The 23,296-nt window shown below is 40.7% G+C and carries 24 protein-coding genes and 1 other annotated feature; of the genes, 21 read left to right on the forward strand and 3 right to left on the reverse strand.

Features of this window, described 5'->3' with window-relative positions; all coding sequences use genetic code 11:
* The first annotated feature begins 120 nt into the window (after nucleotides 1-120).
* From MKY20_RS09795 to MKY20_RS09870, 16 genes are all read left to right on the forward strand, one after another.
* Complete coding sequence (locus MKY20_RS09795) at nucleotides 121-519, forward strand: cytidine deaminase (RefSeq protein ID WP_009332998.1); 399 nt, start codon at nucleotides 121-123, stop codon at nucleotides 517-519.
* Entirely contained in the window at nucleotides 512-1,432 is a 921-nt protein-coding gene (gene era / locus MKY20_RS09800) for a GTPase Era (protein WP_009332997.1), read from the forward strand. Before MKY20_RS09795 ends, era begins: the two co-directional genes overlap by 8 nt.
* 159 nt (nucleotides 1,433-1,591) lie before the next feature.
* Nucleotides 1,592-1,735 carry a YqzL family protein gene (locus MKY20_RS09805; protein ID WP_009332996.1) on the forward strand — a complete coding sequence of 48 codons (144 nt, stop codon included), beginning with the start codon at nucleotides 1,592-1,594 and terminating at the stop codon, nucleotides 1,733-1,735.
* Between the two features lie 30 nt (nucleotides 1,736-1,765).
* Nucleotides 1,766-2,518 (forward strand): DNA repair protein RecO, encoded by a 753-nt coding sequence (gene recO, locus MKY20_RS09810; protein ID WP_009332995.1) that lies wholly within the window; start codon nucleotides 1,766-1,768, stop codon nucleotides 2,516-2,518.
* 85 nt (nucleotides 2,519-2,603) lie between these two features.
* Nucleotides 2,604-2,789: a binding site (T-box leader), on the forward strand.
* A gap of 106 nt (nucleotides 2,790-2,895) precedes the next feature.
* Nucleotides 2,896-3,786, forward strand: coding sequence for a glycine--tRNA ligase subunit alpha (gene glyQ, locus MKY20_RS09815; RefSeq protein WP_019382855.1), 891 nt, complete (start codon nucleotides 2,896-2,898; stop codon nucleotides 3,784-3,786).
* A complete protein-coding gene (gene glyS / locus MKY20_RS09820) occupies nucleotides 3,779-5,851 on the forward strand; it encodes a glycine--tRNA ligase subunit beta (protein ID WP_251175139.1) in 2,073 nt (690 codons plus the stop codon). The genes glyQ and glyS overlap by 8 nt, the downstream gene beginning before the upstream one ends.
* 255 nt (nucleotides 5,852-6,106) lie before the next feature.
* Nucleotides 6,107-6,742: a helix-turn-helix transcriptional regulator gene (locus MKY20_RS09825; protein ID WP_009332992.1), complete on the forward strand. Its 636-nt coding sequence runs from the start codon at nucleotides 6,107-6,109 to the stop codon at nucleotides 6,740-6,742.
* Nucleotides 6,743-6,770: 28 nt separating this feature from the next.
* The gene (locus MKY20_RS09830; protein WP_009332991.1) at nucleotides 6,771-7,589 is read left to right on the forward strand and encodes a pyruvate, water dikinase regulatory protein; all 819 of its coding nucleotides are present in this window, start codon (nucleotides 6,771-6,773) and stop codon (nucleotides 7,587-7,589) included.
* A gap of 369 nt (nucleotides 7,590-7,958) precedes the next feature.
* Nucleotides 7,959-8,426 carry a YaiI/YqxD family protein gene (locus MKY20_RS09835; RefSeq protein WP_026041796.1) on the forward strand — a complete coding sequence of 156 codons (468 nt, stop codon included), beginning with the start codon at nucleotides 7,959-7,961 and terminating at the stop codon, nucleotides 8,424-8,426.
* A 39-nt stretch (nucleotides 8,427-8,465) separates the two neighbouring features.
* Nucleotides 8,466-10,283 (forward strand): DNA primase, encoded by a 1,818-nt coding sequence (dnaG, locus tag MKY20_RS09840; RefSeq protein ID WP_009332989.1) that lies wholly within the window; start codon nucleotides 8,466-8,468, stop codon nucleotides 10,281-10,283.
* Between the two features lie 112 nt (nucleotides 10,284-10,395).
* Nucleotides 10,396-11,520 (forward strand): RNA polymerase sigma factor RpoD, encoded by a 1,125-nt coding sequence (gene rpoD, locus MKY20_RS09845; RefSeq protein ID WP_009332988.1) that lies wholly within the window; start codon nucleotides 10,396-10,398, stop codon nucleotides 11,518-11,520.
* A gap of 65 nt (nucleotides 11,521-11,585) precedes the next feature.
* Complete coding sequence (locus tag MKY20_RS09850) at nucleotides 11,586-12,122, forward strand: hypothetical protein (RefSeq protein WP_251175140.1); 537 nt, start codon at nucleotides 11,586-11,588, stop codon at nucleotides 12,120-12,122.
* Nucleotides 12,123-12,226: 104 nt separating this feature from the next.
* Entirely contained in the window at nucleotides 12,227-13,366 is a 1,140-nt protein-coding gene (locus tag MKY20_RS09855) for an acyl-CoA dehydrogenase (protein ID WP_251175141.1), read from the forward strand.
* Between the two features lie 187 nt (nucleotides 13,367-13,553).
* Complete coding sequence (gene cccA, locus MKY20_RS09860) at nucleotides 13,554-13,919, forward strand: cytochrome c550 (protein ID WP_009332985.1); 366 nt, start codon at nucleotides 13,554-13,556, stop codon at nucleotides 13,917-13,919.
* A gap of 158 nt (nucleotides 13,920-14,077) precedes the next feature.
* Nucleotides 14,078-14,785: a tRNA (adenine(22)-N(1))-methyltransferase gene (locus MKY20_RS09865; protein WP_217025882.1), complete on the forward strand. Its 708-nt coding sequence runs from the start codon at nucleotides 14,078-14,080 to the stop codon at nucleotides 14,783-14,785.
* Nucleotides 14,782-15,897, forward strand: coding sequence for a Nif3-like dinuclear metal center hexameric protein (locus MKY20_RS09870; protein ID WP_019382854.1), 1,116 nt, complete (start codon nucleotides 14,782-14,784; stop codon nucleotides 15,895-15,897). The genes MKY20_RS09865 and MKY20_RS09870 overlap by 4 nt, the downstream gene beginning before the upstream one ends.
* Before the next feature lie 42 nt (nucleotides 15,898-15,939).
* On the opposite strand, the gene MKY20_RS09875 is transcribed toward MKY20_RS09870, so the two are convergent.
* The gene (locus MKY20_RS09875; RefSeq protein WP_019382853.1) at nucleotides 15,940-16,890 is read right to left on the reverse strand and encodes a 4-hydroxy-3-methylbut-2-enyl diphosphate reductase; all 951 of its coding nucleotides are present in this window, start codon (nucleotides 16,888-16,890) and stop codon (nucleotides 15,940-15,942) included.
* Nucleotides 16,891-17,059: 169 nt separating this feature from the next.
* A complete protein-coding gene (vrrA, locus tag MKY20_RS09880; RefSeq protein ID WP_019382852.1) occupies nucleotides 17,060-17,629 on the reverse strand; it encodes a VrrA/YqfQ family protein in 570 nt (189 codons plus the stop codon).
* Between the two features lie 318 nt (nucleotides 17,630-17,947).
* Here vrrA and MKY20_RS09885 point away from each other — a divergent pair, with 318 nt between their 5' ends.
* Entirely contained in the window at nucleotides 17,948-19,258 is a 1,311-nt protein-coding gene (locus tag MKY20_RS09885) for a DEAD/DEAH box helicase (protein ID WP_019382851.1), read from the forward strand.
* 260 nt (nucleotides 19,259-19,518) lie between these two features.
* Nucleotides 19,519-20,412, forward strand: a complete 894-nt coding sequence (locus MKY20_RS09890; RefSeq protein ID WP_009332979.1) for a deoxyribonuclease IV — start codon at nucleotides 19,519-19,521, stop codon at nucleotides 20,410-20,412.
* A 70-nt stretch (nucleotides 20,413-20,482) separates the two neighbouring features.
* On the opposite strand, the gene MKY20_RS09895 is transcribed toward MKY20_RS09890, so the two are convergent.
* The gene (locus tag MKY20_RS09895) at nucleotides 20,483-20,737 is read right to left on the reverse strand and encodes a DUF2624 domain-containing protein (protein ID WP_019382849.1); all 255 of its coding nucleotides are present in this window, start codon (nucleotides 20,735-20,737) and stop codon (nucleotides 20,483-20,485) included.
* 159 nt (nucleotides 20,738-20,896) lie between these two features.
* Between MKY20_RS09895 and MKY20_RS09900 the strand changes: the two genes are divergently transcribed.
* From MKY20_RS09900 to MKY20_RS09910, 3 genes are read left to right on the forward strand one after another with little or no spacing between them, the layout of a single operon-like run.
* Nucleotides 20,897-21,697 carry a metal ABC transporter ATP-binding protein gene (locus tag MKY20_RS09900; RefSeq protein WP_019382848.1) on the forward strand — a complete coding sequence of 267 codons (801 nt, stop codon included), beginning with the start codon at nucleotides 20,897-20,899 and terminating at the stop codon, nucleotides 21,695-21,697.
* On the forward strand, nucleotides 21,694-22,536 hold the full coding sequence (locus tag MKY20_RS09905) for a metal ABC transporter permease (RefSeq protein ID WP_009332976.1): 843 nt from the start codon (nucleotides 21,694-21,696) through the stop codon (nucleotides 22,534-22,536). Before MKY20_RS09900 ends, MKY20_RS09905 begins: the two co-directional genes overlap by 4 nt.
* A 52-nt stretch (nucleotides 22,537-22,588) precedes the next feature.
* A complete protein-coding gene (locus MKY20_RS09910; RefSeq protein ID WP_019382847.1) occupies nucleotides 22,589-23,002 on the forward strand; it encodes a Fur family transcriptional regulator in 414 nt (137 codons plus the stop codon).
* Nucleotides 23,003-23,296 lie beyond the last annotated feature (294 nt).

Here is a 23,296-nt window from a genome sequence, read left to right on the forward strand (position 1 = left end):
GCTTCTTACCGAAGAAGCTATTGAGCGCATTGCTTAATTTCACAAGGCCCATTGCAGGTCCAAACCTTGGGTTTATTGGCTTGGGGAGCAACTCGCTTTACAGGAAAGGAAGAATTATTTGTGAACAGCGATCAACTAATAAAAGAAGCAATGATTGCAAGAGATAGAGCATATGTGCCATATTCAAAATTTAAAGTAGGAGCGGCACTATTAAGCAGTGACGGGCAGGTCTTTCATGGCTGCAACATCGAAAATGCTGCATACAGCATGTGTAATTGTGCTGAGAGGACTGCGCTTTTTAAAGCGTATTCTGATGGCGTAAAAAGTTTTTCAGCCATAGCTGTAGTTGCTGACACAGACCGTCCAGTTCCCCCATGCGGTGCATGCAGACAGGTAATAGCCGAATTATGTCCGCCTGAAATGAAAGTGGTTTTAACCAACTTAAAAGGGGATATTAAGGAATTAACAGTTGAAGAATTACTGCCAGGAGCATTTTCACCGGAGGATTTACATGAATAACACTACTACACCAAAAGGACACAAATCAGGGTTTATTTCCATAATCGGCAGACCGAACGTAGGGAAGTCAACGTTCTTAAATCGCGTAATCGGGCAGAAGATTGCGATTATGAGTGATAAACCGCAAACAACGCGCAACAAAGTTCAAGGTGTCCTGACTACCAATGACGCACAATTTATATTTATTGATACGCCAGGAATCCATAAGCCAAAGCATAAACTGGGAGACTTTATGATGAAAGTTGCCCAAAATACACTTAAAGAAGTGGATGTCATCCTGTTTATGGTAAATGCCCAGGAAGGCTTTGGACGCGGTGAAGAATTCATACTTGAGAAATTTCAGTCAGTCCGTACACCGATTTTCCTTGTAATCAATAAGATTGACCAGGTACATCCTGATGAACTTCTTAAAATTATTGAGTCTTACAAGGAAAAGTACGAGTTCAGCGAAATTATCCCCATTTCTGCTTTAGAAGGCAATAATGTAGAGACGCTGTTAGGACAGATTAAAGAATATATTCCGGAAGGGCCGCAGTTTTATCCAGCTGATCAAGTAACGGACCACCCAGAGAGATTTATCGTTTCCGAACTGATCAGGGAAAAAGCACTGCATTTAACAAGAGAAGAAATACCGCACTCGCTTGCTGTAACCATTGATAAAATGGAACGCCGCGAAGATAAGGATGTCATTCATGTCATGGCTACAATCATTGTGGAGCGTGACTCCCAAAAAGGCATTGTGATTGGAAAGCAAGGGAAAATGCTCAAGGAAATCGGAAAAAGAGCAAGAGTTGATATTGAGAATCTTCTTGGATCAAAGGTTTTCCTGGAGCTATGGGTCAAAGTCCAAAAAGACTGGCGCAATAAAATGTCACAGCTCCGCGACTTTGGCTTCCGTGAAGATGAGTACTAAACCCAGCCCTAATTAAAGTATTATTCATTTCTGATTTATATGCATGCAGGTGATTGACAATATTTTCGTCTCATGATTTTACAAAGACAGGCTATGATATAGATAAATGTATTGGGATAAAGAAATTGCTAGTTGAATAACTGAAAGGTGGGGTTTTCGATGATGGATTTTACCTGGAGAGTGTTTTCCCAGACAGGAAATATTGACACATATCTTCTCTTCAAGGAGCTAGAAAAGGAAACTCAGGATATACCCGGCAGCAATGATGAAGAGCTAGCAGAAGCTGATTTTCCCATCTCATAGGTTTGTCGAAAGACAGGGATGGTGTCACGGTTGCTTGATAAATGTGAAGGCATCGTCATCAGGACAACTAATTATAGTGAAACAAATAAGATTGTTACTTTATATACCCGTGAATGGGGAAAAGTTGGTGTGATGGCACGAGGAGCGAAAAAGCCGAACAGCAGACTTGCTGCTGTCACCCAGCTTTTTACATACGGGAATTTCTTAGTTCAGCGTGGAAGCGGTTTGGGTACCCTGCAGCAGGGGGACATGATTTCATCTATGCGGTCCATTAAAGAAGATATTTTTCTGACTGCATATGCAAGCTATATTGTCGATTTGACTGATAAAAGCATTGAGGATAAGAAGCCCAACCCATTTTTGTTCGAATTGCTGTATCAAACCCTAAATTTAATAAACGAAGGATATGACCCGGAAATTCTTACAAACATTTATGAAATGAAAATGCTGAATGCTCTGGGTTTATATCCAGTACTTGATCAATGTTCTGTCTGCGGAAGCACTGACGGGCATTTTGCATTTTCTATCCGCGAAAACGGGCTTATTTGTCACCGCTGCCTTGATAAGGATCCTTATCATTATAAAGTGTCCCAGGCGACAATTAAGCTTCTTCGCCTGTTTTACTTTTTTGACTTGTCCCGGCTCGGCAATATCTCTGTCAAACCAGAAACCAAAGCTGAATTGAAAAAGATTATTTCTGCCTATTATGAAGAGTATTCAGGCTTAAACTTGAAGACAAAGAAGTTTCTGAATCAAATGGCTAAGTTTAATGATTTAATGTAATGCGTTTCTTTATAGGCGAAGCGCATTGGCTTTTGTTATTATTGACAATTTAAATCCATTCCGCTATGATTCAAAGTAATAAAATATAATTGCTGTGAAGGAGAAGAGTACTTAACCTTTTCTAATTAAAGCGAACCCGGGATAGTGGGAGCCGGGCATGGATGGTTAAGGAAGGGCGCTCCAGAGCAATATTGTCTATCGACAACTAAAGAGGCTGTGGTCAAAATCGCAGCAAATAGGGTGGAACCGCGGGTAAACTCTCGTCCCTATGCCATTGGGCATAGAGACGGGAGTTTTTTATGTTCACAGAAAAGCGGTGGGTAGACAGCTGTTAAGTTCATAAAGCTATAATTTATACAATAAGAAAGAGGTGTCCTATGAATATTCAAAGCATGATATTAACACTTCAAAAACATTGGTCTGAACAGGGTTGTATCTTGATGCAGGCATATGATACTGAAAAAGGGGCCGGAACAATGAGCCCGTATACTTTTTTAAGAGCGATTGGACCAGAGCCGTGGAATGTTGCTTATGTGGAGCCTTCACGCCGTCCTGCCGATGGGCGTTTTGGTGAGAATCCAAACCGGCTTTATCAGCATCATCAATTTCAGGTGATCATGAAGCCGTCGCCGGATAATATTCAGGAGCTGTATCTTGATTCATTAAAAGCATTGGGCATTGATCCGCTTGAACATGATATCCGGTTTGTAGAAGATAACTGGGAAAATCCTTCTCTGGGCTGTGCAGGCTTAGGATGGGAAGTTTGGCTTGATGGTATGGAAATAACGCAGTTCACATATTTCCAGCAGGTAGGCGGATTGGAATGTAAGCCTGTGTCAGTTGAGATTACCTACGGAATAGAAAGGCTTGCATCCTACATTCAGGACAAGGAAAATGTCTTTGACCTTGAATGGACTGACGGGTTTACGGTTAGAGATATCTTCCTGCAGCCTGAGTTCGAGCATTCGAAATACACATTTGAAACATCAGATCAGGAAATGCTCTTCAATTTGTTCAATATTTATGAAAAAGAAGCACATAGACAAATGGATGAAGGCCTAGTACACCCGGCATATGACTATGTATTAAAATGTTCTCATACCTTTAATTTGCTTGATGCAAGGGGAGCGATCTCTGTTACAGAAAGAACCGGCTATATCGCCCGATGCCGAAATCTGGCCAGAAAAGTAGCCAAAACTTTTTATGAAGAGAGAGAAAAACTCGGTTTCCCAATATTAAAGGATAAGGAGGAAGAATCTCATGAATAAGAAAGATCTTCTGCTGGAAATTGGACTTGAAGAAATGCCTGCCAGATTTGTCACTAATTCAATGAATCAGCTTTCAGATAAAGTGAACTCATGGCTTTTGGAAAAGAAAATATCTTTTGACGAGATCAGCGCTTTCTCTTCTCCACGCCGTTTGGCTGTTCTTGTAACGGGAGTAGATACCGCCCAGGAGGACATAAATGAGGAAGCGAAAGGACCTGCAAAAAAAATTGCCTTAACCGAGGATGGAGAATGGTCAAAAGCTGCGGTTGGATTCAGCCGGGGCCAGGGAGCTTCTGTTGAAGATATATTCTTTAAAGAAATTAATGGGGTTGAATATGCCCATGTCAGCAAATTTATAAAAGGAAAGGAAACAGCAGCACTGCTGCCGGAACTCCAGCAGATTGTCACCTCGTTATCATTCCCGAAAAATATGCGCTGGGCAAACCAGGAGCTGCGCTTTATCAGGCCGATCAAATGGCTTATGGCATTATTCGGAAATGAAGTCATTCCTTTTGCAATTACAAACGTTCATACTTCTAACCTTACAAGGGGCCACCGCTTTCTGGGCGAAGAGATTGAAATTAACAATCCTTCTGATTATGAAAAGTCCCTGCTGGCGCAATATGTGATAACTAATCCGCAGGAAAGAAAAAGTGCAATTCTATCACAATTGCAAAAAATAGAAGAAGAAAATGACTGGGTGATCCCTGTAGATGAAGATTTATTGGAAGAAGTAAATAACCTGGTTGAGTATCCAACAGCATTATATGGCCAGTTTGAAGAAGAATACCTGGAGCTTCCGGAAGAGGTTTTAATTACATCGATGAAGGAGCATCAGCGTTATTTTCCGGTAAAGTCCAAAGAGGGCAGGCTGCTTCCTTACTTTGTTACTGTCCGAAATGGATCCCATGAACATTTGGAGAAAGTGGCTAAAGGAAATGAGAAAGTATTGCGGGCAAGACTTTCTGATGCAGCTTTCTTCTACAGGGAGGACCAAAAAACGGATATCGCGGCATCACTGGAAAAACTTAAGAACATTGTTTATCATGAAGAAATTGGAACTCTTGCTGAAAAGGTGGAACGTGTTCGCCAGCTGGCAGCTAATTTGAGTGAAAATCTTCATTTCAGCGATGAGGCAAAGGCAGTGACAGACCGGGCTGCTGAAATCAGCAAGTTCGACCTTGTTTCGCACATGGTTTATGAATTTCCAGAGCTGCAAGGCTTTATGGGTGAAAAATATGCCCTGCAAAAAGGTGAAAAGGAAGCTGTGGCGCGTGCAATTAATGAACATTATATGCCGCGCAATTCAGAGGACCAGACGCCTGCAAGTGATGCTGGTGCAGTGCTGTCCATTGCTGAAAAGCTCGACACAATTGTGTCTTCCTTTGCAATAGGGATTATTCCAAGCGGCTCCCAGGATCCATATGCCTTAAGAAGACAGGCAACGGGTGTTATCCAGACTTTACTGGCAAAAAATTGGGATTTAAAACTCGAAGAATTAATTGCATTATCTTCTGAGACTGTTCTTAATTCGAAGATTGGAAAGAAATCAAAGGGTGAATTGATGCAGGAACTGGTTTCATTCTTTAAATTAAGAATCAAATATATGCTGCAGGAGAAGACAGTTCGTTATGACTTAATTGAAGCCGTTTTGGGCAGTGAAATCGGTTCAGTGCCTTCACTTGTAAAAAGAGCTGAAGTATTGGAGTCCCATAAGGATGCTGCAGGTTTCAAGGAAAGCATTGAAGCTCTTAGCCGAGTTATCAACATTGCTTCTAAAGCAGAGGATAAAGGGGATATAGACAGCAGCTTATTTGAAAATGTTTACGAAAAATCTCTTTTCAACAAATATTTATCAGTGAACGAGGAATTAAGAAAAGAGGTAGCAGAAGAAGTTGCCTTTAACCTGCTAATTAGCCTGAAACCAGAAATTGATCAATACTTCGAGCATACTATGGTTATGGATGAAAAGCAGGAAATTCGCAGCAATAGGCTGCACCAGATGGCAAATTTGGCTGATTTGATTAAGAAGTTTGCAAATATGAACGAAATTATTGTTAAATAACGAGCTTAAATTTTGCGTTTTTTGCTGGAATAGGATTAAATTTTAAGAAAGAAGACAGCAGCTTTAGCTGTCAGGAAAGAGCCTGTTATATTGCTGACGGGCTCTTTCATATTTTGGACATATTGGGCGAAGTAAAGAGAACTATATAGGAAACACATCTTTTCATTTATGACAAATAGTATATAATAATTATATAAAAGTATAACATTATTATAATGGGAAATGAGTGCCATTAGCATACCCTGTTCAGAATAGGTGGTGAGGAAGATCGAATTAAATAAAAGGCAGGAAAAGATCATAGAAATCGTAAAGGAAAACGGACCGATCACTGGTGAGAGTATAGCGGAACAGCTTAACTTAACCAGGGCAACACTAAGGCCGGATCTGGCTATATTAACGATGGCAGGCTATTTGGATGCCCGTCCGCGTGTAGGATATTTTTATACAGGAAAAACCGGGGCACAGCTGTTGACAGAAAACCTTCAGAAGCTTTATGTAAGAGATTATCAATCCATTCCTGTAGTCGTTAATGAGAATGTATCGGTATATGATGCAATTGTGACTATGTTTCTGGAAGATGTCGGCACGCTATTTGTAGTGGACCAGAGTTCACTGCTTGTAGGGGTTTTGTCAAGGAAGGATTTGCTTAGGGCTAGTATTGGCAAGCAGGAGCTTAATTCTATCCCTGTTAATATCATTATGACAAGAATGCCTAATATTACGATGTGTGAAAAAGATGATTTGCTCATAGAAGTTGCTAAAAAGCTGATTGAAAAGCAAATCGATGCCCTTCCTGTTGTAAAAAAGACAGAGAAAGGGTTCGAAGTAAACGGCCGGATAACCAAAACAAACCTGACAAAAGCATTCTTGGCCCTGGCCGGCGAAAAGTAGCAAAGTAAGAAGGAGATGGTGTTGAAGAATGGAAAAATTGCCGATCATCTACGTCGTTTCGGACTCAGTGGGAGAAACGGCCGAACTTGTAACAAAAGCTGCCACAAGCCAGTTTAATGGCAGTGATATATCTATTAAGCGCTTCCCATATGTTGAAGAAAAAATACATATTGATGAAGTCATTTCGCTGGCAAAACTGGATAATGGCATGATAGCCTATACAATGGTTAAGCCGGATATGAGGAAGTATATTAACCAGAGGTCTGCAGAAGAAGGAATATATGCTTTTGATATCGTTGGCCCTTTAATGGATCAAATCCAAAGAGCCTGCGGCATTACCCCTCTTTTTGAACCTGGACTGGTCAGAAAGCTTGATGAGGATTATTTTAAAAAGATTGAGGCTATCGAGTTCGCTGTTAAATATGATGATGGCCGAGACCCTCGTGGGATATTAAAAGCGGATATAGTGTTAATAGGCGTTTCAAGGACATCAAAAACACCTCTTTCTCAATATCTGGCACATAAGCGCCTTAAAGTGGCTAACGTTCCCCTTGTTCCTGAAGTCGATCCTCCAGAAGAGCTGTTTCTTGTCCCGCCTGATAAGTGCTTCGGCCTGAAAATCAGTCCTGAGAAATTAAACTTTATCCGGAGAGAACGTCTAATATCGCTAGGTTTAAGCGATAATGCCAGCTATGCTAATATAGAGAGAATCAAAGAAGAAATAGGTTACTTTGAAAAGATTGTATCTAAAATTAAATGCCCGGTTATAGATGTCACGAATAAGGCAGTAGAAGAAACAGCCAATATGATTCTAAATCAATACCGTAAAAGCTTTCCGAAAAGCTAGCACATAAATTTTTATGTGCCTTTTCTTTTTTATACTAGGCATTTAGGCTGTTTAGCTTAGGGTAGAATAGGGAGCGGGAGACTCCTCTGGAACCCCGAAATAAAGCTCCATTCTAAGGATGGCTTTTTTCAGGGGAAAACCTGTAAATTAAATTATATTCATCCCAGATAAATTAATGGCAAAATAGAGATTAATGTACTATAATAAAAAATTGTGATAAAAATGTCCCTGAATAGGTTTAGAGTTCATTGCGAAGGAATAAACTATTTATTGTGGCATGTCAAGTTTTCGACCAAGAAAAAATTCGACATATCTCACAATGCAAAAGTTATTCATGCAAAGAAGGATTATGCGGAGTGATGTAGAATTATTAGAACATCAGGCAAACCGAACATTATAGTAGATGCTGATTCCTGTCCCGTTAAAGAAGAAATTGTCGAAATAGCCAATTCCTTTACGTTGGACGCAGTATTTGTTGCTTCTTATGCCCATATGAAAAATGACCTAAATGGGGCTGTCTGGAAATTCGTTGACAGCAGTAAGGAAGCTGCTGATTTATTCATAATGAATTATGTGAAATCAGGAGATGTAGTTGTAACTCAAGATATTGGATTGGCATCAACTCTTTTGCTCAATGGTGTTTATGTCCTTTCTCCCAGGGGAATTTTATTTGAGGAAAATGAAATTCGGACCGCGCTTGAAATGAGGCACCTTTCAGCGAAAGCGCGAAGAAGAGGAGTTTATGGGAAAGGCCCAAAACCATACAGCCGAGAGGACAGATCCAGGTTTGTGCAGCAATTGACAAAAATTTTGTCGAATCTTGAAGGAATTCAGTAACGTTTATCGAATACCTGAGTAAGTAATGGAGTTGTTCATATGGCAGAACGGATCGCCGAGGAGAAAGTAAATGAGATTCGGCAAGCTGTAGATATTGTTGATGTCATTGGCGACTATATTCAATTAAACAAGCAAGGACGCAACTATTTTGGGCTTTGTCCTTTTCATGGCGAAAATACTCCTTCCTTTTCTGTATCGCCCGAAAAGCAAATCTATCATTGCTTTGGATGCGGAGCGGGAGGCAATGCCTTTTCTTTCTTAATGGAATTAGAAGGATATTCCTTTCAGGAAGCAGCCTTGAAACTCGCTGAAAAAGGAAATGTCAAGCTTGAAATTGATGCGGCATCTGCAGCATCAGCAAAATCAATGCCTGTAGATTTACAGCAGATGATGGAAGCTCATGAGCTTCTACGTAAATTTTATCACCATCTGCTCGTAAACACAAAAGATGGTCAGCATGCACTTGAATATTTGCTTAATAGAGGCTTTACAATGGAATCGATTGAGAAATTTCAAATCGGCTATTCATTGAAGTCCTGGGATTTTGTTTTCAAGTTCCTTACTAAAAGAAAATTCCCGGCAGATGTTATGGAAAGGGCAGGACTGATTATCAAAAGGGAGAAAGATGGGAACTATTTTGACCGCTTCAGAGATAGAATCATGTTCCCGATTTTTGACCGCAGCGGAAATACGATTGCTTTTTCGGGAAGATCACTTGGGGACGATGAGCCCAAATATTTAAATAGCCCTGAAACTGTAATCTTCAATAAAAGCAAAACTTTATATAATTTTCATTTGGCGAGACCACAGATTAAAAAATTGCAGAGGGCCGTTCTTTTTGAAGGGTTTGCAGATGTAATCGCTGCTGATCGTGCTGGTGTCGGCAATGGCGTTGGTACGATGGGCACCGCTTTAACTGAAGAACATGTTGCTTCTTTAAGAAGAAATGTTCAATCAATCACGATCTGTTATGATTCCGATAATGCAGGTATTGAAGCCGCATACCGGGCTGCAAATCTGCTAATGGAAGCAGGATGCCAGATCAGAGTGGCGCTCATGCCTGACGGATATGATCCGGATGATTATATTAATGAGTTCGGAGAAGAAAAATTTCGTCATGATGTAATCGAGTCCAGCATAACCTTTATGGCATTTAAGATGCTTTATCTCCGCAGGGGGAAAAGGCTTCAAAATGAAGGAGATCGTCTCCTTTATATCGAAGAGGTATTAAAGGAGATCAGCCAGCTGGATAAAGCGGTCGAAAGAGATCATTATCTGCGCCAGCTTGCGAATGAATTCTCACTTTCTCTGGAAGCCTTGAAAGAGCAGCAAAAACAGGTCTATTATACGGAGAAGCGAAGGAACACCCATAAAGGGAAAGGTGCTTTCGAACCTCAAAAAAGGCTTCAAACACCAAAAAGGGCTGACAGTCTTAAACCCGCCTACCATACAGCGGAGAGAAGGCTAATCGCCCACATGCTCAGGAATAGTGACATAGCATTTAAAGTTCAAGATATGCTTCAGGGAAATACATTTAACATCGATGAACACCAGGCAATTATTACCTATCTTTTAGGTTTCTACGAAAAAGGCCATACGCCTGATCCGAGTGCATTTATAAATTTTATAAAAGATGAAAAGCTTAAGCGAATTGTGGTGGATATAGAAATGATGTCCATTAACGATGAAATAAGCGAACAGGAATTATCAGATTATCTTAAACAGGTGTTGAATTATCAAAAGATGTTAAAAATAAAGGAAAAACTAAATGAAGAAAAAGAAGCAGAACGACAAAAGGATTATGCTAAAGCGGCTTTAATCGCAATGGAGATCCTTCATTTGCGAAAGTCACTATAAGAAGGCCTTGTGCCTCAAATAAATGTTTCTGGGGATTAGGCGTCTCCTAAGGAATAGTCCCATTTGCAAGATGTATTAAGAATGTGTTTGATTTTTGGAAGGAGGGGGACATATGGCTGAAAAGTCGGCCCGTTCAAAAGAGGTTGATACAGAGTTGACCCTTGAACAAGTGAAAGATCAATTAGTTGAAATAGGAAAAAAGACAGGTGTCCTTGCCTATGATGATATAGCAGAAAGATTGTCTCAATTTGAAGTCGATTCCCACCAGATGGATGAATTCTATGAATTCCTCGGAGATCAGGGTGTTGAATTAGTCGGAGACAATGAAAATGAAGATCCAAATGTTCAGGAGCTTGCAAAAAATGAAGAGGAATTTGACCTTAATGATTTAAGTGTCCCTCCGGGTGTGAAAATTAATGATCCTGTCCGTATGTACCTAAAAGAGATTGGGCGTGTTGATTTACTCTCTGCAGAGGAAGAAATCGCACTTGCCAATCGAATTGAGGAAGGCGATGAAGAAGCAAAAAGACGTCTCGCAGAAGCTAACCTCCGATTGGTTGTAAGTATTGCTAAAAGGTATGTGGGACGCGGAATGCTATTCCTTGACCTTATTCAGGAAGGAAATATGGGACTGATAAAAGCGGTTGAAAAATTCGACTACCGCAAAGGATTTAAGTTCAGTACGTATGCAACATGGTGGATCCGCCAGGCCATCACAAGAGCAATTGCTGACCAGGCCCGTACAATTCGTATTCCTGTCCATATGGTTGAAACCATCAATAAGTTGATCCGTGTCCAGCGTCAGCTTCTTCAGGATCTTGGCCGCGAACCAACACCAGAAGAAATTGCTGAAGATATGGATTTAACTCCAGATAAAGTAAGAGAAATTCTTAAGATTGCACAGGAACCTGTTTCATTAGAAACACCTATTGGTGAGGAGGATGACTCTCACTTAGGTGACTTTATTGAAGATCAGGATGCCACTTCTCCATCAGAGCATGCGGCATATGAACTCCTTAAGGAACAGCTTGAAGATGTTCTTGACACACTTACTGACCGGGAAGAAAATGTTCTTCGTCTTCGATTCGGACTGGACGACGGCCGAACCAGGACTTTAGAAGAAGTTGGCAAGGTATTTGGCGTTACCCGGGAGCGTATACGTCAAATTGAAGCCAAAGCCTTAAGAAAACTGCGTCATCCCAGCAGAAGCAAGCGTTTAAAAGACTTCTTAGAATAAAAAAGAATTGCCAGTGGATAGTTTACTTCTTAAAATGGAAGTAAACTATTTTTTTTTGACTGGATGTGCTTTGGTTGGATGAAAACAGAAAAAAGGTCATTGTTAACGAACTTCTGTATTGGAAGAAAAGCCGAATGCTCCCTGATCGATATTGTGACTACCTGCTGGCTCTTTATACGGAAGGAAGTCAGCCGAAGGAAATAAAAAAGCATAAAAGTGTAATGGGTCTGTATCTGGCCAATCTTATTTTCTTGCTGCTTATTCCAATTTCTGCTTTATTAATTTATTTTACTGAATTGTCTATTATTTTGCAAACTGCCATTTTGTTTCTTTTTATTTTCACGTGTATATTCTTTGTTTTTTATTTTTTCAGGAAAGCAAAATTAATGCATATTCCCATCATATCAGCAGCATTGAATTTACTGATGGGATCTGTTGCACTAGTATCGGAGGTATATCGCGAAAACCAGAAAGCTCTCTATGCTGCCCTAGTAATTAATTGTGTTCTTTGGCTGTTTGCGGGTTTGAAATTGAAGTTTCAATATTTATGGATTTCCGGGGCGCTAGGATGCTTTTTAATAGTTATTTCTATATTCGTATAATAAAATATTTTAAAAAGTTTTTAAATGTTGAGAAAACTCTTGCATCCCTTATATAATAGTAATGAAAGCGTATACAACAACTTTTGTGTTTAAGGGGGATGTAAATGAATTTTGATTTGACGGCCGAACAGAATATGATCTATAAAACCATAAGGGAATTTGCTCAGGAAGAAGTGGCACCGGGGGCTTTGGAAAGAGACCGTACAAAAGAATTCCCGATAGAAGTTTTTAAAAAAATGGCGGATCTTGGTTTAATGGGACTTCCTTTCCCTGAAGAATATGGTGGGGCAGGGGCAGATACTGTAAGTTTCGCTATTGTAACAGAAGAATTGAGCAGAGCGTGCGCTTCTACCGGAATCACTTACTCAGCGCATATTTCTCTTGGCGGAGCACCGCTTTATTTATTTGGAACTGAAGAGCAGAAGCGAAAATATCTGGTGCCAATTTGTACAGGTGAGTCGTTTGGAGCTTTCGGTCTGACAGAACCAAATGCAGGCTCTGATGCAGGCGGTACGAGAACAACAGCCGTAGAAAAAGATGGAGAATATATCATTAACGGAAATAAGTGTTTCATTACAAATGCAAGCTATGCTAAGCATTTAGCATTGACTGCTGTCACCGGTGAAAAGGATGGCAAAAAAGAAATAAGCGCAATTATTGTTCCAACGGATGCAGAAGGATTTACTGTGATCGATAATTACGAAAAGATGGGACTCAATTCATCAAATACTACTGAACTTGTCCTTGAAGACGTACGCGTTCCGACTGAGCACTTGCTCGGCAAAAAAGGAGAGGGCTTTAAACAATTTTTAATTACTTTGGATGGAGGGCGTATTGGAATTGGAGCTATGGCTCTGGGAATAGCGCAGGCTGCCTATGACAAGGCACTCCAGTATGCAAAGGAACGCAAGCAGTTTGGCCGTTCATTATCAGATTTTCAGGCTATTCAATTTAAACTTGCAGATATGGCAATGAAAATTGAACTGGCAAGGAATATGGTTTACAAAGCTGCATGGCTGAAAGACCAGGGCAGACCTTTCGCAAAAGAAGCATCCATGTGCAAGCTCTATGCTTCTGAAATCTGTATGGAAATCGCTGATCAGGCCGTCCAAATCCACGGAGGATACGGCTATATGAAAGACTACCATGTAGAACGCTACATGAGAGACGGAAAGCTCACAGAAATAGGTGAAGGTACCTCAGAAGTACAAAGAATGGTCATTGCACGCCTTATTGGGTGCTAAATTTATTATGAATCCAATAATAGGAAGGACAAAAACTCCACCCTCAGGATGGAGTTTTTGTCCATTTTATGAACAAGATTTGACAAAGTTTACAATAGGGCTTTTCCTTCTGACTTTTTTAAAGTAAAATAGAGATTGTTTGTATACTTACTTAAACTGAATGTGCTTACATAAGGGAGGTTAAATCATGAATCGCAATCCAATCATTCCATTTGTGTTAATTATGGTTTTTGGTGTGGTAGCAATGTTCCTTGTTTCTTTTAAAGGTCTTGGCGATATGGAAGAGCTTGCTAAAGAACAGGAAGGCGGCGGTGCTGAAACTGAAGAAACTGCAGCTGCAACCCCTGAAGAAATTTATCAGAAGAGCTGTATCGGATGTCACGGTGACCAGTATCAAGGTGGAGTTGGTCCTGCTCTAACAGGTGTAGGCGATCGTTTATCACAAGATGATATCGCAAATATCGTAGTAAACGGTAAAGGCTCAATGCCTCCAGGATTAGTGCCTCAAGACAAAGCTGCCGAAATGGCTGAATGGTTAGCAGGCCTTAAGTAATACCTATAATGAAAGTCCTTTGCATATGTAAAGGACTTTTTTTATACTATAAGAAAGGCTATCGCAAATTACGATAGCTTTTTTTAGCTTTTCTCTCAGGAGGAGCAGATAGGCAGGCGCTCTGCGCTTGTTACAATACATATATAAGTGGTGACAGAATGAATACAGAGAAATTATCAAATCGGCTTGAAGCTGTAACAAATTATATCCCCCCTGGTTCACGAGTGGCTGATATAGGCTCAGACCATGCGTATTTGCCCTGCTACGCAGTAAAGAAAGGCATTGTCCCTTTTGCTATTGCTGGTGAAGTGGTGGAAGGGCCGTTTCAATCAGCCAAAAAACAGGTGAAAATGGAAGGGCTCGAAAATCAGATTTCTGTAAGAAAAGGCAGCGGCCTTGAAGTAATTGGGCCAGGCGAAGTAGACTGTATAACCATTGCGGGCATGGGAGGCGCTTTAATTGCGAGCATTCTTGAAGATGGGAAGAGCAAGCTTGCTGCTATAAAGAGGCTTATCCTCCAGCCGAATTTAAGTGCCATCTCGATTAGAACCTGGCTGATTGCTAACGGCTGGGAGCTAATCGCTGAAGAAATTCTCGAAGAAGACGGAAAGATTTATGAAATCCTTGCAGCTGAAAAAGGAGAGCCTTTGAAACCATACAAGAATAAAGAACAAGGTTTGCTGATGGGCCCTTTTCTAATGGAGCAAAAATCCGAAGTTTTTCGAAACAAGTGGATTGGTGAAAGGAAAAATTGGGAGAGAATCCTTTTGCAGCTCGATAAGGCTGCATACTCCAGCGAAACAGAAAAGAGAAAACAGGAGCTGAAGGAGAAAATCAAAATGGCAGAGGAGGTACTAAAACAGTGAAAAAAATAAATGGACATGAGATTATCCAATTATTTGAGCAGTTCTCCCCAAAAGGATATGCGATGGAAGGAGACAAAATCGGCCTCCAGATCGGCAGGCTTAACACCCCCGTTGAAAATGTCATGATTGCCCTTGATGTGCTGGAAGAAGTCGTTGATGAGGCAATTGAAAAGAAGGTACAGCTGATTATTGCTCATCATCCGTTAATCTACAGGCCGCTGCAAAAAATTTCAACGGATACTCCATCCGGAAGAATTATTGAAAAGCTTATCAAACATGATATAGCCGTATATGCAGCACATACCAATTTGGATATCGCCAAAGGCGGGGTCAATGATATGCTTGCTGATGCACTGAAGCTGACCAATACAGAAGTTTTATATCCAACATATGAAACTGAATTGAAAAAGCTCGCTGTGTTTGTACCTGAAGAAAATGCTGAATCACTAAGGCAAGCGCTTGGTAACTCAGGGGCAGGTTCAATTGGCAATTACAGTCATTGTTCGTTCGCCTCCCGTGGAACAGGGCGGTTTAAGCCTAATGGGGAGGCCAATCCGCATATCGGCCAGCAGGGTAAGCTTGAGACTGTTGAAGAAGTCTGCATTGAGACCATTTATCCTGAACATATAGAAAAGAAAGTGCTGTCGGCCATGTTCAAAAACCATCCTTATGAAGAAGTTGCTTATGATATTTATAAGCTTGAAAACAAGGGGGAAGTTCTTGGGCTTGGAAAAATTGGAGAAATCAGCGAGATGACTCTAAAGGAATTTGCAGAGCATGTAAAACATACACTTGAAGTGGATGGAGTCCGGGTAGTAGGTGACCTCTCATCCAAAATCAGGAAAGTTGCTGTCCTGGGCGGAGATGGAAATAAATACTTCATGTCAGCAAAGATGAAGGGGGCTGATGTATATGTTACAGGTGACATGTATTATCATGTGGCACATGATGCCATGATGATGGGCCTCAATATTGTTGATCCGGGACATAATGTGGAAAAAATAATGAAAAAGGGAGTTGCCCAAAAATTAGTACAGATGTGTTCTGGAAAAGGGTATAGCGTATCCATTTTTCCTTCTGAAATTCATACGGATCCATTTAAGTTTGTTTGACTAAAAAAGAACCGGTCTCCTATAGGGACCGGTCTTTTTGATTTATAGCTTTGCAGACTTCTTCACTTTAGGAAGTATCTTATTTAATGGCACTTTTTTCTCGCGTGACCATGTGGATTCATCAATGGGATTAAATTGTTCCAGGAACGTGATGACTTCCTTTGTGATCGGTGTCGGTGTAGAGGCTCCTGCTGTGACTGCAACTGTCGTTGCATCTTTTAGCCAATTCACATCCAGTTCAGTTATATCAGCAATGCGGTAGGCTTTTGTACCGGCAATTTCTTCTGATACCTGTGCAAGACGATTGGAGTTATTGCTCTTTGGGTCCCCCACGACGATTAAAACGTCAGCCTGGCCAGCTTGTTCCGCAACAGCTTCCTGGCGCACCTGGGTAGCCATGCAGATTTCTTTGTGGAACTCTGCGTGAGGATATTTTTCCTTTATCTGATCCATAACATGTACGACATCCCATTGGCTCATTGTAGTCTGATTAGTCACCAGTATTTTATCAGCCTGTATGCTAAGTTCATTTACATCCTCAATGGTCTGTACTAAATGGACTGCTTGAGGAGCTACACCTACTGCACCTTCAGGTTCTGGATGGCCTTTTTTGCCAATGTAAATGATTTGAAAACCTTCCTTTTCCTTCTCTCTGATTAAATCATGTGTTCTTGTTACGTCAGGGCACGTAGCATCGATTGTCACAAGGCCTTTTTGTTTGGCTGCTTCACGCACTTCAGGTGAGATGCCATGTGCTGTAAAAATGACAGTGCCTTTATCGACTTTATCTAAGATTTCTTTGCGGTCTTTCCCATCAAGTGTAATAATGCCTTCCTCTTCGAAAGCATCTGTTACATGTTTGTTATGAACGATCATACCCAAAATATAGATGGGTCTTGGCAATGACGGATCAAGTGCAGCGTTTCTGGCAATAACCATTGCATCCACCACACCGTAACAATACCCCCGAGGAGAGATTTTTATGACATTCATCTGCTTATCCTCCCTAATGAAAGCTTATATCTGAATTGAAGTGAGTTCTATTTCTAATGCGGAAAAATCCCATATTGCATTTCTATTATATAAGAGATAAACCGATATTACAAAAGGAGTAATTCTTCTTAATAAAAAGCAAAAAAAGAATGCCTCAGCATCCTTTTCTTTAAATATATAATTTAGGTTTGGAAATACCTTCTGCTGAAGATGATTTAACGGCTGGCTTTTCAGAGACAGGTGCCTTTTTGGTTTTTTTGCTCTGGGAATCTGGTTTCTTTTTTTCTGCTTTCGTCTGATTGGATTCCTCTTTAGGTTCAGAAGCGGTCTCATCAGCTTCAGGGGCATCTTTCAAACCTCTATAAAGTTTCCACATAGCAGGAAGATTCCTGACCAGCGGACCATACTGCTGAACCATTGGTCCAATTTGCTGTGCGGTATTTAGAACCTTTTGAGTGTTTGTTAAAAAGCCGTTTATGGAAGAAGGGTTGCTTATTGCCTGCAATATGCCTCCACCTGCGGGGGAGCCTCCTGCTGCTCTTGCTCCCCCCATTCCGGCTGCAGGCTGTGCATTGCCTTTTCCCAATATTTTTGAAAGCAATCCTCCCCTGCCTCCACCGCGTTTCATTCCCGGAGGACCGCTCATCATTGGCCCCATAGGAGGTCTTCCCTGCATCGGTGTCATAAAAGGATGGGGAGGCATTCCTCCGCGCATAGGGGGTCTTGATCCTGGCATCATATCTATTGGCCTCCTTTCTTTGCACATTTCTGCTTCTTAATAAAATTTCATATAATAAAGTATGCGTTTATCCCATTTTGGTTTAGGCATAAAGCAGAAGAAACCAATTTATTTATTAAAATCGCCCAAAAAGCTTATCATAAAAATATAAATGCCTGTATGAGTGGTTATTTGCAGGAAACTTTATTATAATAACAGGATGTAGGAAAAGCTCGGAACCAGCAAGTTGCAGTTGATACTAGTAGATCTTACTTCACTAATATATGTTTCGGATGCTGCCTGAACTGAGGCGAATCTGAATAATTGAGGAGTTTTTATATGAACGAAACGAAATTTGACCGATTTAATTTGAAGCCTTTTATTATAGAAGCGGTTAAGGATTTTGGCTTTTTCGAGCCGACAGAAATTCAGGAAAGAATGATTCCTGCAGTACTGAAGGGTGAAAGCGCCATTGGCCAGTCGCAGACAGGTACAGGAAAAACTCATTCATACGTACTGCCTATTCTTCAAAAAGTTGATCCATCCCGCCAGGAGGTTCAGGCCATTATTACTGCACCGACACGTGAGCTGGCCAACCAGATTTATCATGAAATTCTTAAAGTAACAGAGCATTGTCCAGAAGGAGAAGAGATAACTGCCCGCTGCTATATCGGCGGAACAGATAAGCAGAGAACGATTGAAAAACTGAAAAGACAGCCTCATGTGGTTGTAGGGACTCCTGGAAGAATTAATGACCTTGTAAAGGAACAGGCGCTATTTGTGCATACTGCAGAAATTCTTATTGTGGATGAAGCTGATTTAATGCTTGATATGGGATTTATAGAGGATGTTGATCAGATTGCAGCAAGGATGCCGGAAAAGCTTCAGATGCTTGTGTTCTCAGCTACCATTCCGGAGAAGCTAAAGCCTTTCCTGAAGAAATATATGGAAAATCCGAAATATGTTCACGTTGAGCCTAAGCAGGCAGCAGCAGCTAATATTGAGCACTGGCTTTTGCCGTCCAGACATCGAAACAAAGTGGAACTTGTCTACCAAGCATTGACTTCGCTTAATCCTTACTTAGCCATTGTTTTTACCAACACCAAGAAAAAGGCAGATGAAGTGGCAGACGGATTAATCAGCAAAGGTCTAAAAGTCGGGCGGATTCACGGAGACCTTAACCCTCGTGAGCGAAAGAAAATGATGAAGCAGATTCTCGACCTTGAGTTTCAATATATTGTGGCAACAGACCTGGCAGCCCGGGGCATTGACATACAGGGAATCAGCCATGTAATCAACTATGAACTTCCGACAGATCTTGATTTTTATATACACCGGGTTGGCCGGACAGCGCGTGCAGGATTCTCGGGAATTGCTGTGACGGTGTATGAGACTTCCGATGAAGATGCATTAAACAGACTTGAAAAAATGGGATTGGAATTCCAGCACAAAGATCTGCAAAAAGGTGAATGGACAGACCTGGATAATCGCAATAAGCGAAAAACAAGACAGAAACAAACAGATGACATTGATAAAAAAGCTGCATCACTAGTGAAAAAACCAAAAAAAGTAAAACCAGGATATAAAAAGAAAATGAAATGGGAAATGGATAAAATTAAAAAACGCGAAAGAAGAATAAAGCGCAAATAAATTTTTGCAAGACTTTTGACCTGCTAACTCGTCTTAACCACTGAGTTGGTTGGGAGCTGATGGGATTTGATTCTTGAAAAGTTAATTCAAGGAAGCTTAGTCAAAGTCCTGCGGGAGGAGAGGGAGTGAGAGACCCTGCAGTCGAATCCGAGAAGGCTCTCATTCCTCCGGAAATCAAAATGCACGCAGTGGAAATCAACGGGCATGGTTTATAAGTAAAACAAATTTTTAAAAGAAATATTAAAGGGAGAGGTATCGTCATGCTGAAAATTGGATCACATGTGTCCATGAGCGGAAAAAAAATGCTTTTAGCAGCAAGTGAAGAAGCTGTTTCATATGGCTCCAATACATTTATGATCTATACAGGAGCCCCGCAAAACACAAGAAGAAAAAAAATCGAAGATCTGAACATTGAGGCCGGGCTGAAGCATATGGCAGAGCACGGGATTGCTGATATCGTTGTACATGCTCCTTATATTATCAATATCGGGAATACTTCAAACCCTTCAACATTTGAATTAGGCGTTAATTTCCTTCGCTCTGAAATCGACCGCACCGAAGCGATTGGTGCTAAGCAGATTGTTCTTCATCCAGGTGCACATGTAGGAGCTGGAACAGAGGCCGGCATCAAACAAATCGTGGAGGGCTTGAATGAAGTCTTAAATGGCGAAGAAAATGTGCAGATCGCACTAGAAACCATGGCCGGAAAAGGTTCGGAGTGCGGGAAATCCTTTGAAGAGCTGGCTATGATTATAGAGGGAGTCAATTATAACAACCATTTATCTGTATGCTTTGATACTTGTCATACGCATGATGCAGGATATGATATTGTAAATGATTTCGATGGTGTATTGGAAGAATTCGATAAGATTATTGGGCTTGACCGCCTGAAAGTGCTCCATATTAATGACAGTAAGAATGAGCGCGGAATGCGTAAAGACCGTCATGCGAATATCGGATTTGGCCACATTGGCTTCAGTGCGTTAAACTACATTGTTCATCATCCTCAATTACAGGATATCCCTAAAATTCTGGAGACTCCTTATGTTGGCGAAGATAAAAACAATAAAAAAGCGCCTTATAAGCAAGAAATTAATATGCTGCGCAGCCAGGAATTCAATGAAAATCTACTAGAAGCCATTACGGCTGGATAACTATAATAAAAAGCTGTGCCCGAGAATGCACAGCTTTTTGCATGAGTAATTAAGTATTATAAGCCAAGTCCTATTTTGTAAATTGCAAAAACAGCCTGTTTACTTCCCTTGCAGTTTCCGGACCCGCAATCCTGGCAATTTCTTTTATTATTTTTGTCCGTTCCCGATCATCAAAGATGTTTACTTGCTTTCCTCTCAAATGGTCTGCAATTTTCTGAGCCTGCGCTTTAGTAATTCTGATGTTGAACTGCTCTCCATATTTTAATAATTCATCTGCTGTAATATTGCTTAGTTTGTGATTAATGATGTTTTCGAATATTTTCATGTTCATCACTCCTCCTCAGTACTTTATGAGTTAAGAATATGAATAGTGACAATAAGTTTTGAAATTCCAATAAATAAGCATGTACCTTTACTTTGAATGCAGGTTCCTGTATACTGTGTTAGTAAATCGTAATGATTCTTAATATGTAAGGTGATAAAAATGGCACAGCCAATTATTGAAATAGATCATGTTTCTTATAGATATGAGAAAGAAAATGTCCTGGAGGATATTAATCTGACCATTAATTCAGGAGATTTCCTTGGAATCGTCGGGCCAAATGGTTCGGGAAAATCAACCCTGCTAAAGCTTATCCTGAATTTGCTTAAAGTGCAGAAGGGGAGCGTTAAACTGTTTGGCAATGAAATAAGCCGCTTTAAGGATTGGCAGAACATTGGGTTTGTTTCTCAAAAGGCAAATTCATTTAACACAGGATTCCCGGCAACGGTCTTTGAAGTCGTTTCAAGCGGCCTTACAAAGAAGCTGGGGCTTTTTAAATTTATGGGCAAGGCCGATCAGGCAAAAGTTCTGCATGCTATTGAATCTGTTGGCATGCAAGAGTTTGCCGGACGCAATATAGGCGAGCTTTCAGGCGGGCAGCAGCAGCGGGTTTTCATTGCCCGGGCATTGGTAAGCGATCCAAAATTGCTAATATTGGATGAACCCACAGTAGGTGTAGATGTAAAAAATGTCCAGTCTTTCTACGAGATGCTTGATGATTTAAATAAGAAGCTTGGTATAACTCTATTGCTGGTTACACATGACATTGGCACAATTTCTGATAAAGTCACTCATGTGGCTTGCCTGAATAAGAATTTGCATTTCCATGGAAATACAGCAGAATTTGAAAGCTTAAATATCAATGAAATGTCAGAAATCTACGGGCATGATGTACATGTTCTGACACATAATCATGACCATCATCATGACCATCATCACCACGATAAAGGAGCAGGCAGATGATTGCAGGAATCCTTCAATATGAATTTTTACAAAATGCTTTTTTAACGGGAATCATCATCGGAATCATTGCTCCTCTACTGGGTGTGTTCATTGTTGTCAGGAGGCTGTCTTTAATTGCCGATGCTTTAAGTCATGTGACACTTGCTGGGATCGCTGCAAGCTTGCTGCTTGAAAAGAAATTTATCGGATTGAGCGGGTTGAATCCGTTATATATGGGGATGGCTTTTTCCGTAGCAGGGTCATTGTTTATTGAAAAACTGAGGGCTGTTTATAAACATTATCAGGAGCTTGCTATTCCTATTATTTTATCTGGAGGCATTGGGCTTGGAGTAATATTTATTTCACTCGCTGACGGGTTCAATACTGATTTATTCAGTTATCTCTTTGGCAGTGTCAGTGCGGTCAGCCGGCTGGATTTATGGACGATTTTAATCATCAGCGTGTTTGTTATTGCACTTGTGGTGCTGCTCTATAAAGAATTGTTTCTGCTGTCATTTGATGAAGAGCATGCCAAGGCATCTGGAATAGCTGCTAAAAGTGTCCACTTCATATTTATTGTCATGGTAGCTTTGGTCATAGCTGCTTCCATGAGAATAGTGGGTATTTTATTGGTTTCATCACTTATGACTTTGCCGGTTGCTGCCAGCATCAGAATCGCAAAAGGATTCAAACAGACGATTTTCCTGTCCATGCTTTTCGGTGAAATTTCAGTTTTAGGCGGGCTGACGATTTCCTACTATATAGATTTAGCTCCAGGCGGAACAATCGTCATGATTGCCGTGTTAATACTGATTGTGACAATCTTGTTTAAAAAAATTGCAGGCCTGAGGCCGGCATAATATAAAGGAATTCTATCCGAAGTTATTTCAGAGCAAACAATGAGGTGAAAGTATGAATGTTGATGAAGCCATGCAGCTTTTAAAGGATAAAGGCTATAAGCATACAGGGAAGAGGGAAGAAATGCTTCAGCTATTTGCTGATAGCGATAAATATTTAACGGCAAAAGATGTTCTGGAAAAAATGAAGGATAATTACCCTGGACTCAGCTTTGATACAATCTACAGAAACTTATCATTATTCGTGGACCTGGATATTTTTGAGATGACAGAGCTATCAGGGGAAAAACACTTCCGCTTTACTTGCTCACATGAACATCATCATCATCACTTTATATGTCTGGATTGCGGCAAAACGAAGGAAATCGAAGTCTGTCCCATGAAGCAGGTACAGGAAAATCTCAAGGGATATGATGTTTCTGGACATAAGTTCGAAATATATGGGAAGTGCCCGGAATGTTTTCAATAAGGAAATAAAAAAGAGGCATGGAGCTATTTATTATAGTCCCATGCTTCTTTTTGTAATCTAGGAAATAAAAAAATATAAAGATGTGAACTTTGTGGAGAAATAATAATCTGCATCCAGCTACAGCGCCTAGCCTCTTGGTTCATAAGCCAAATTACTCCAGAAACCAGGAACAAGAAATGCTTCGGCAGCGATACATCGCCCGACCAAAGTAGCTTTGGGAGGTTTCCTGCGTGATTCGTCTTATGCCTGCCGGACTTGCACAGGATGTGCTGGCTTCAACGTTCGCCACATGAG

This window comes from Cytobacillus sp. FSL W8-0315 (genome assembly GCF_038002905.1).
Classification (GTDB): Bacteria; Bacillota; Bacilli; order Bacillales; family Cytobacillaceae; genus Cytobacillus; species Cytobacillus pseudoceanisediminis.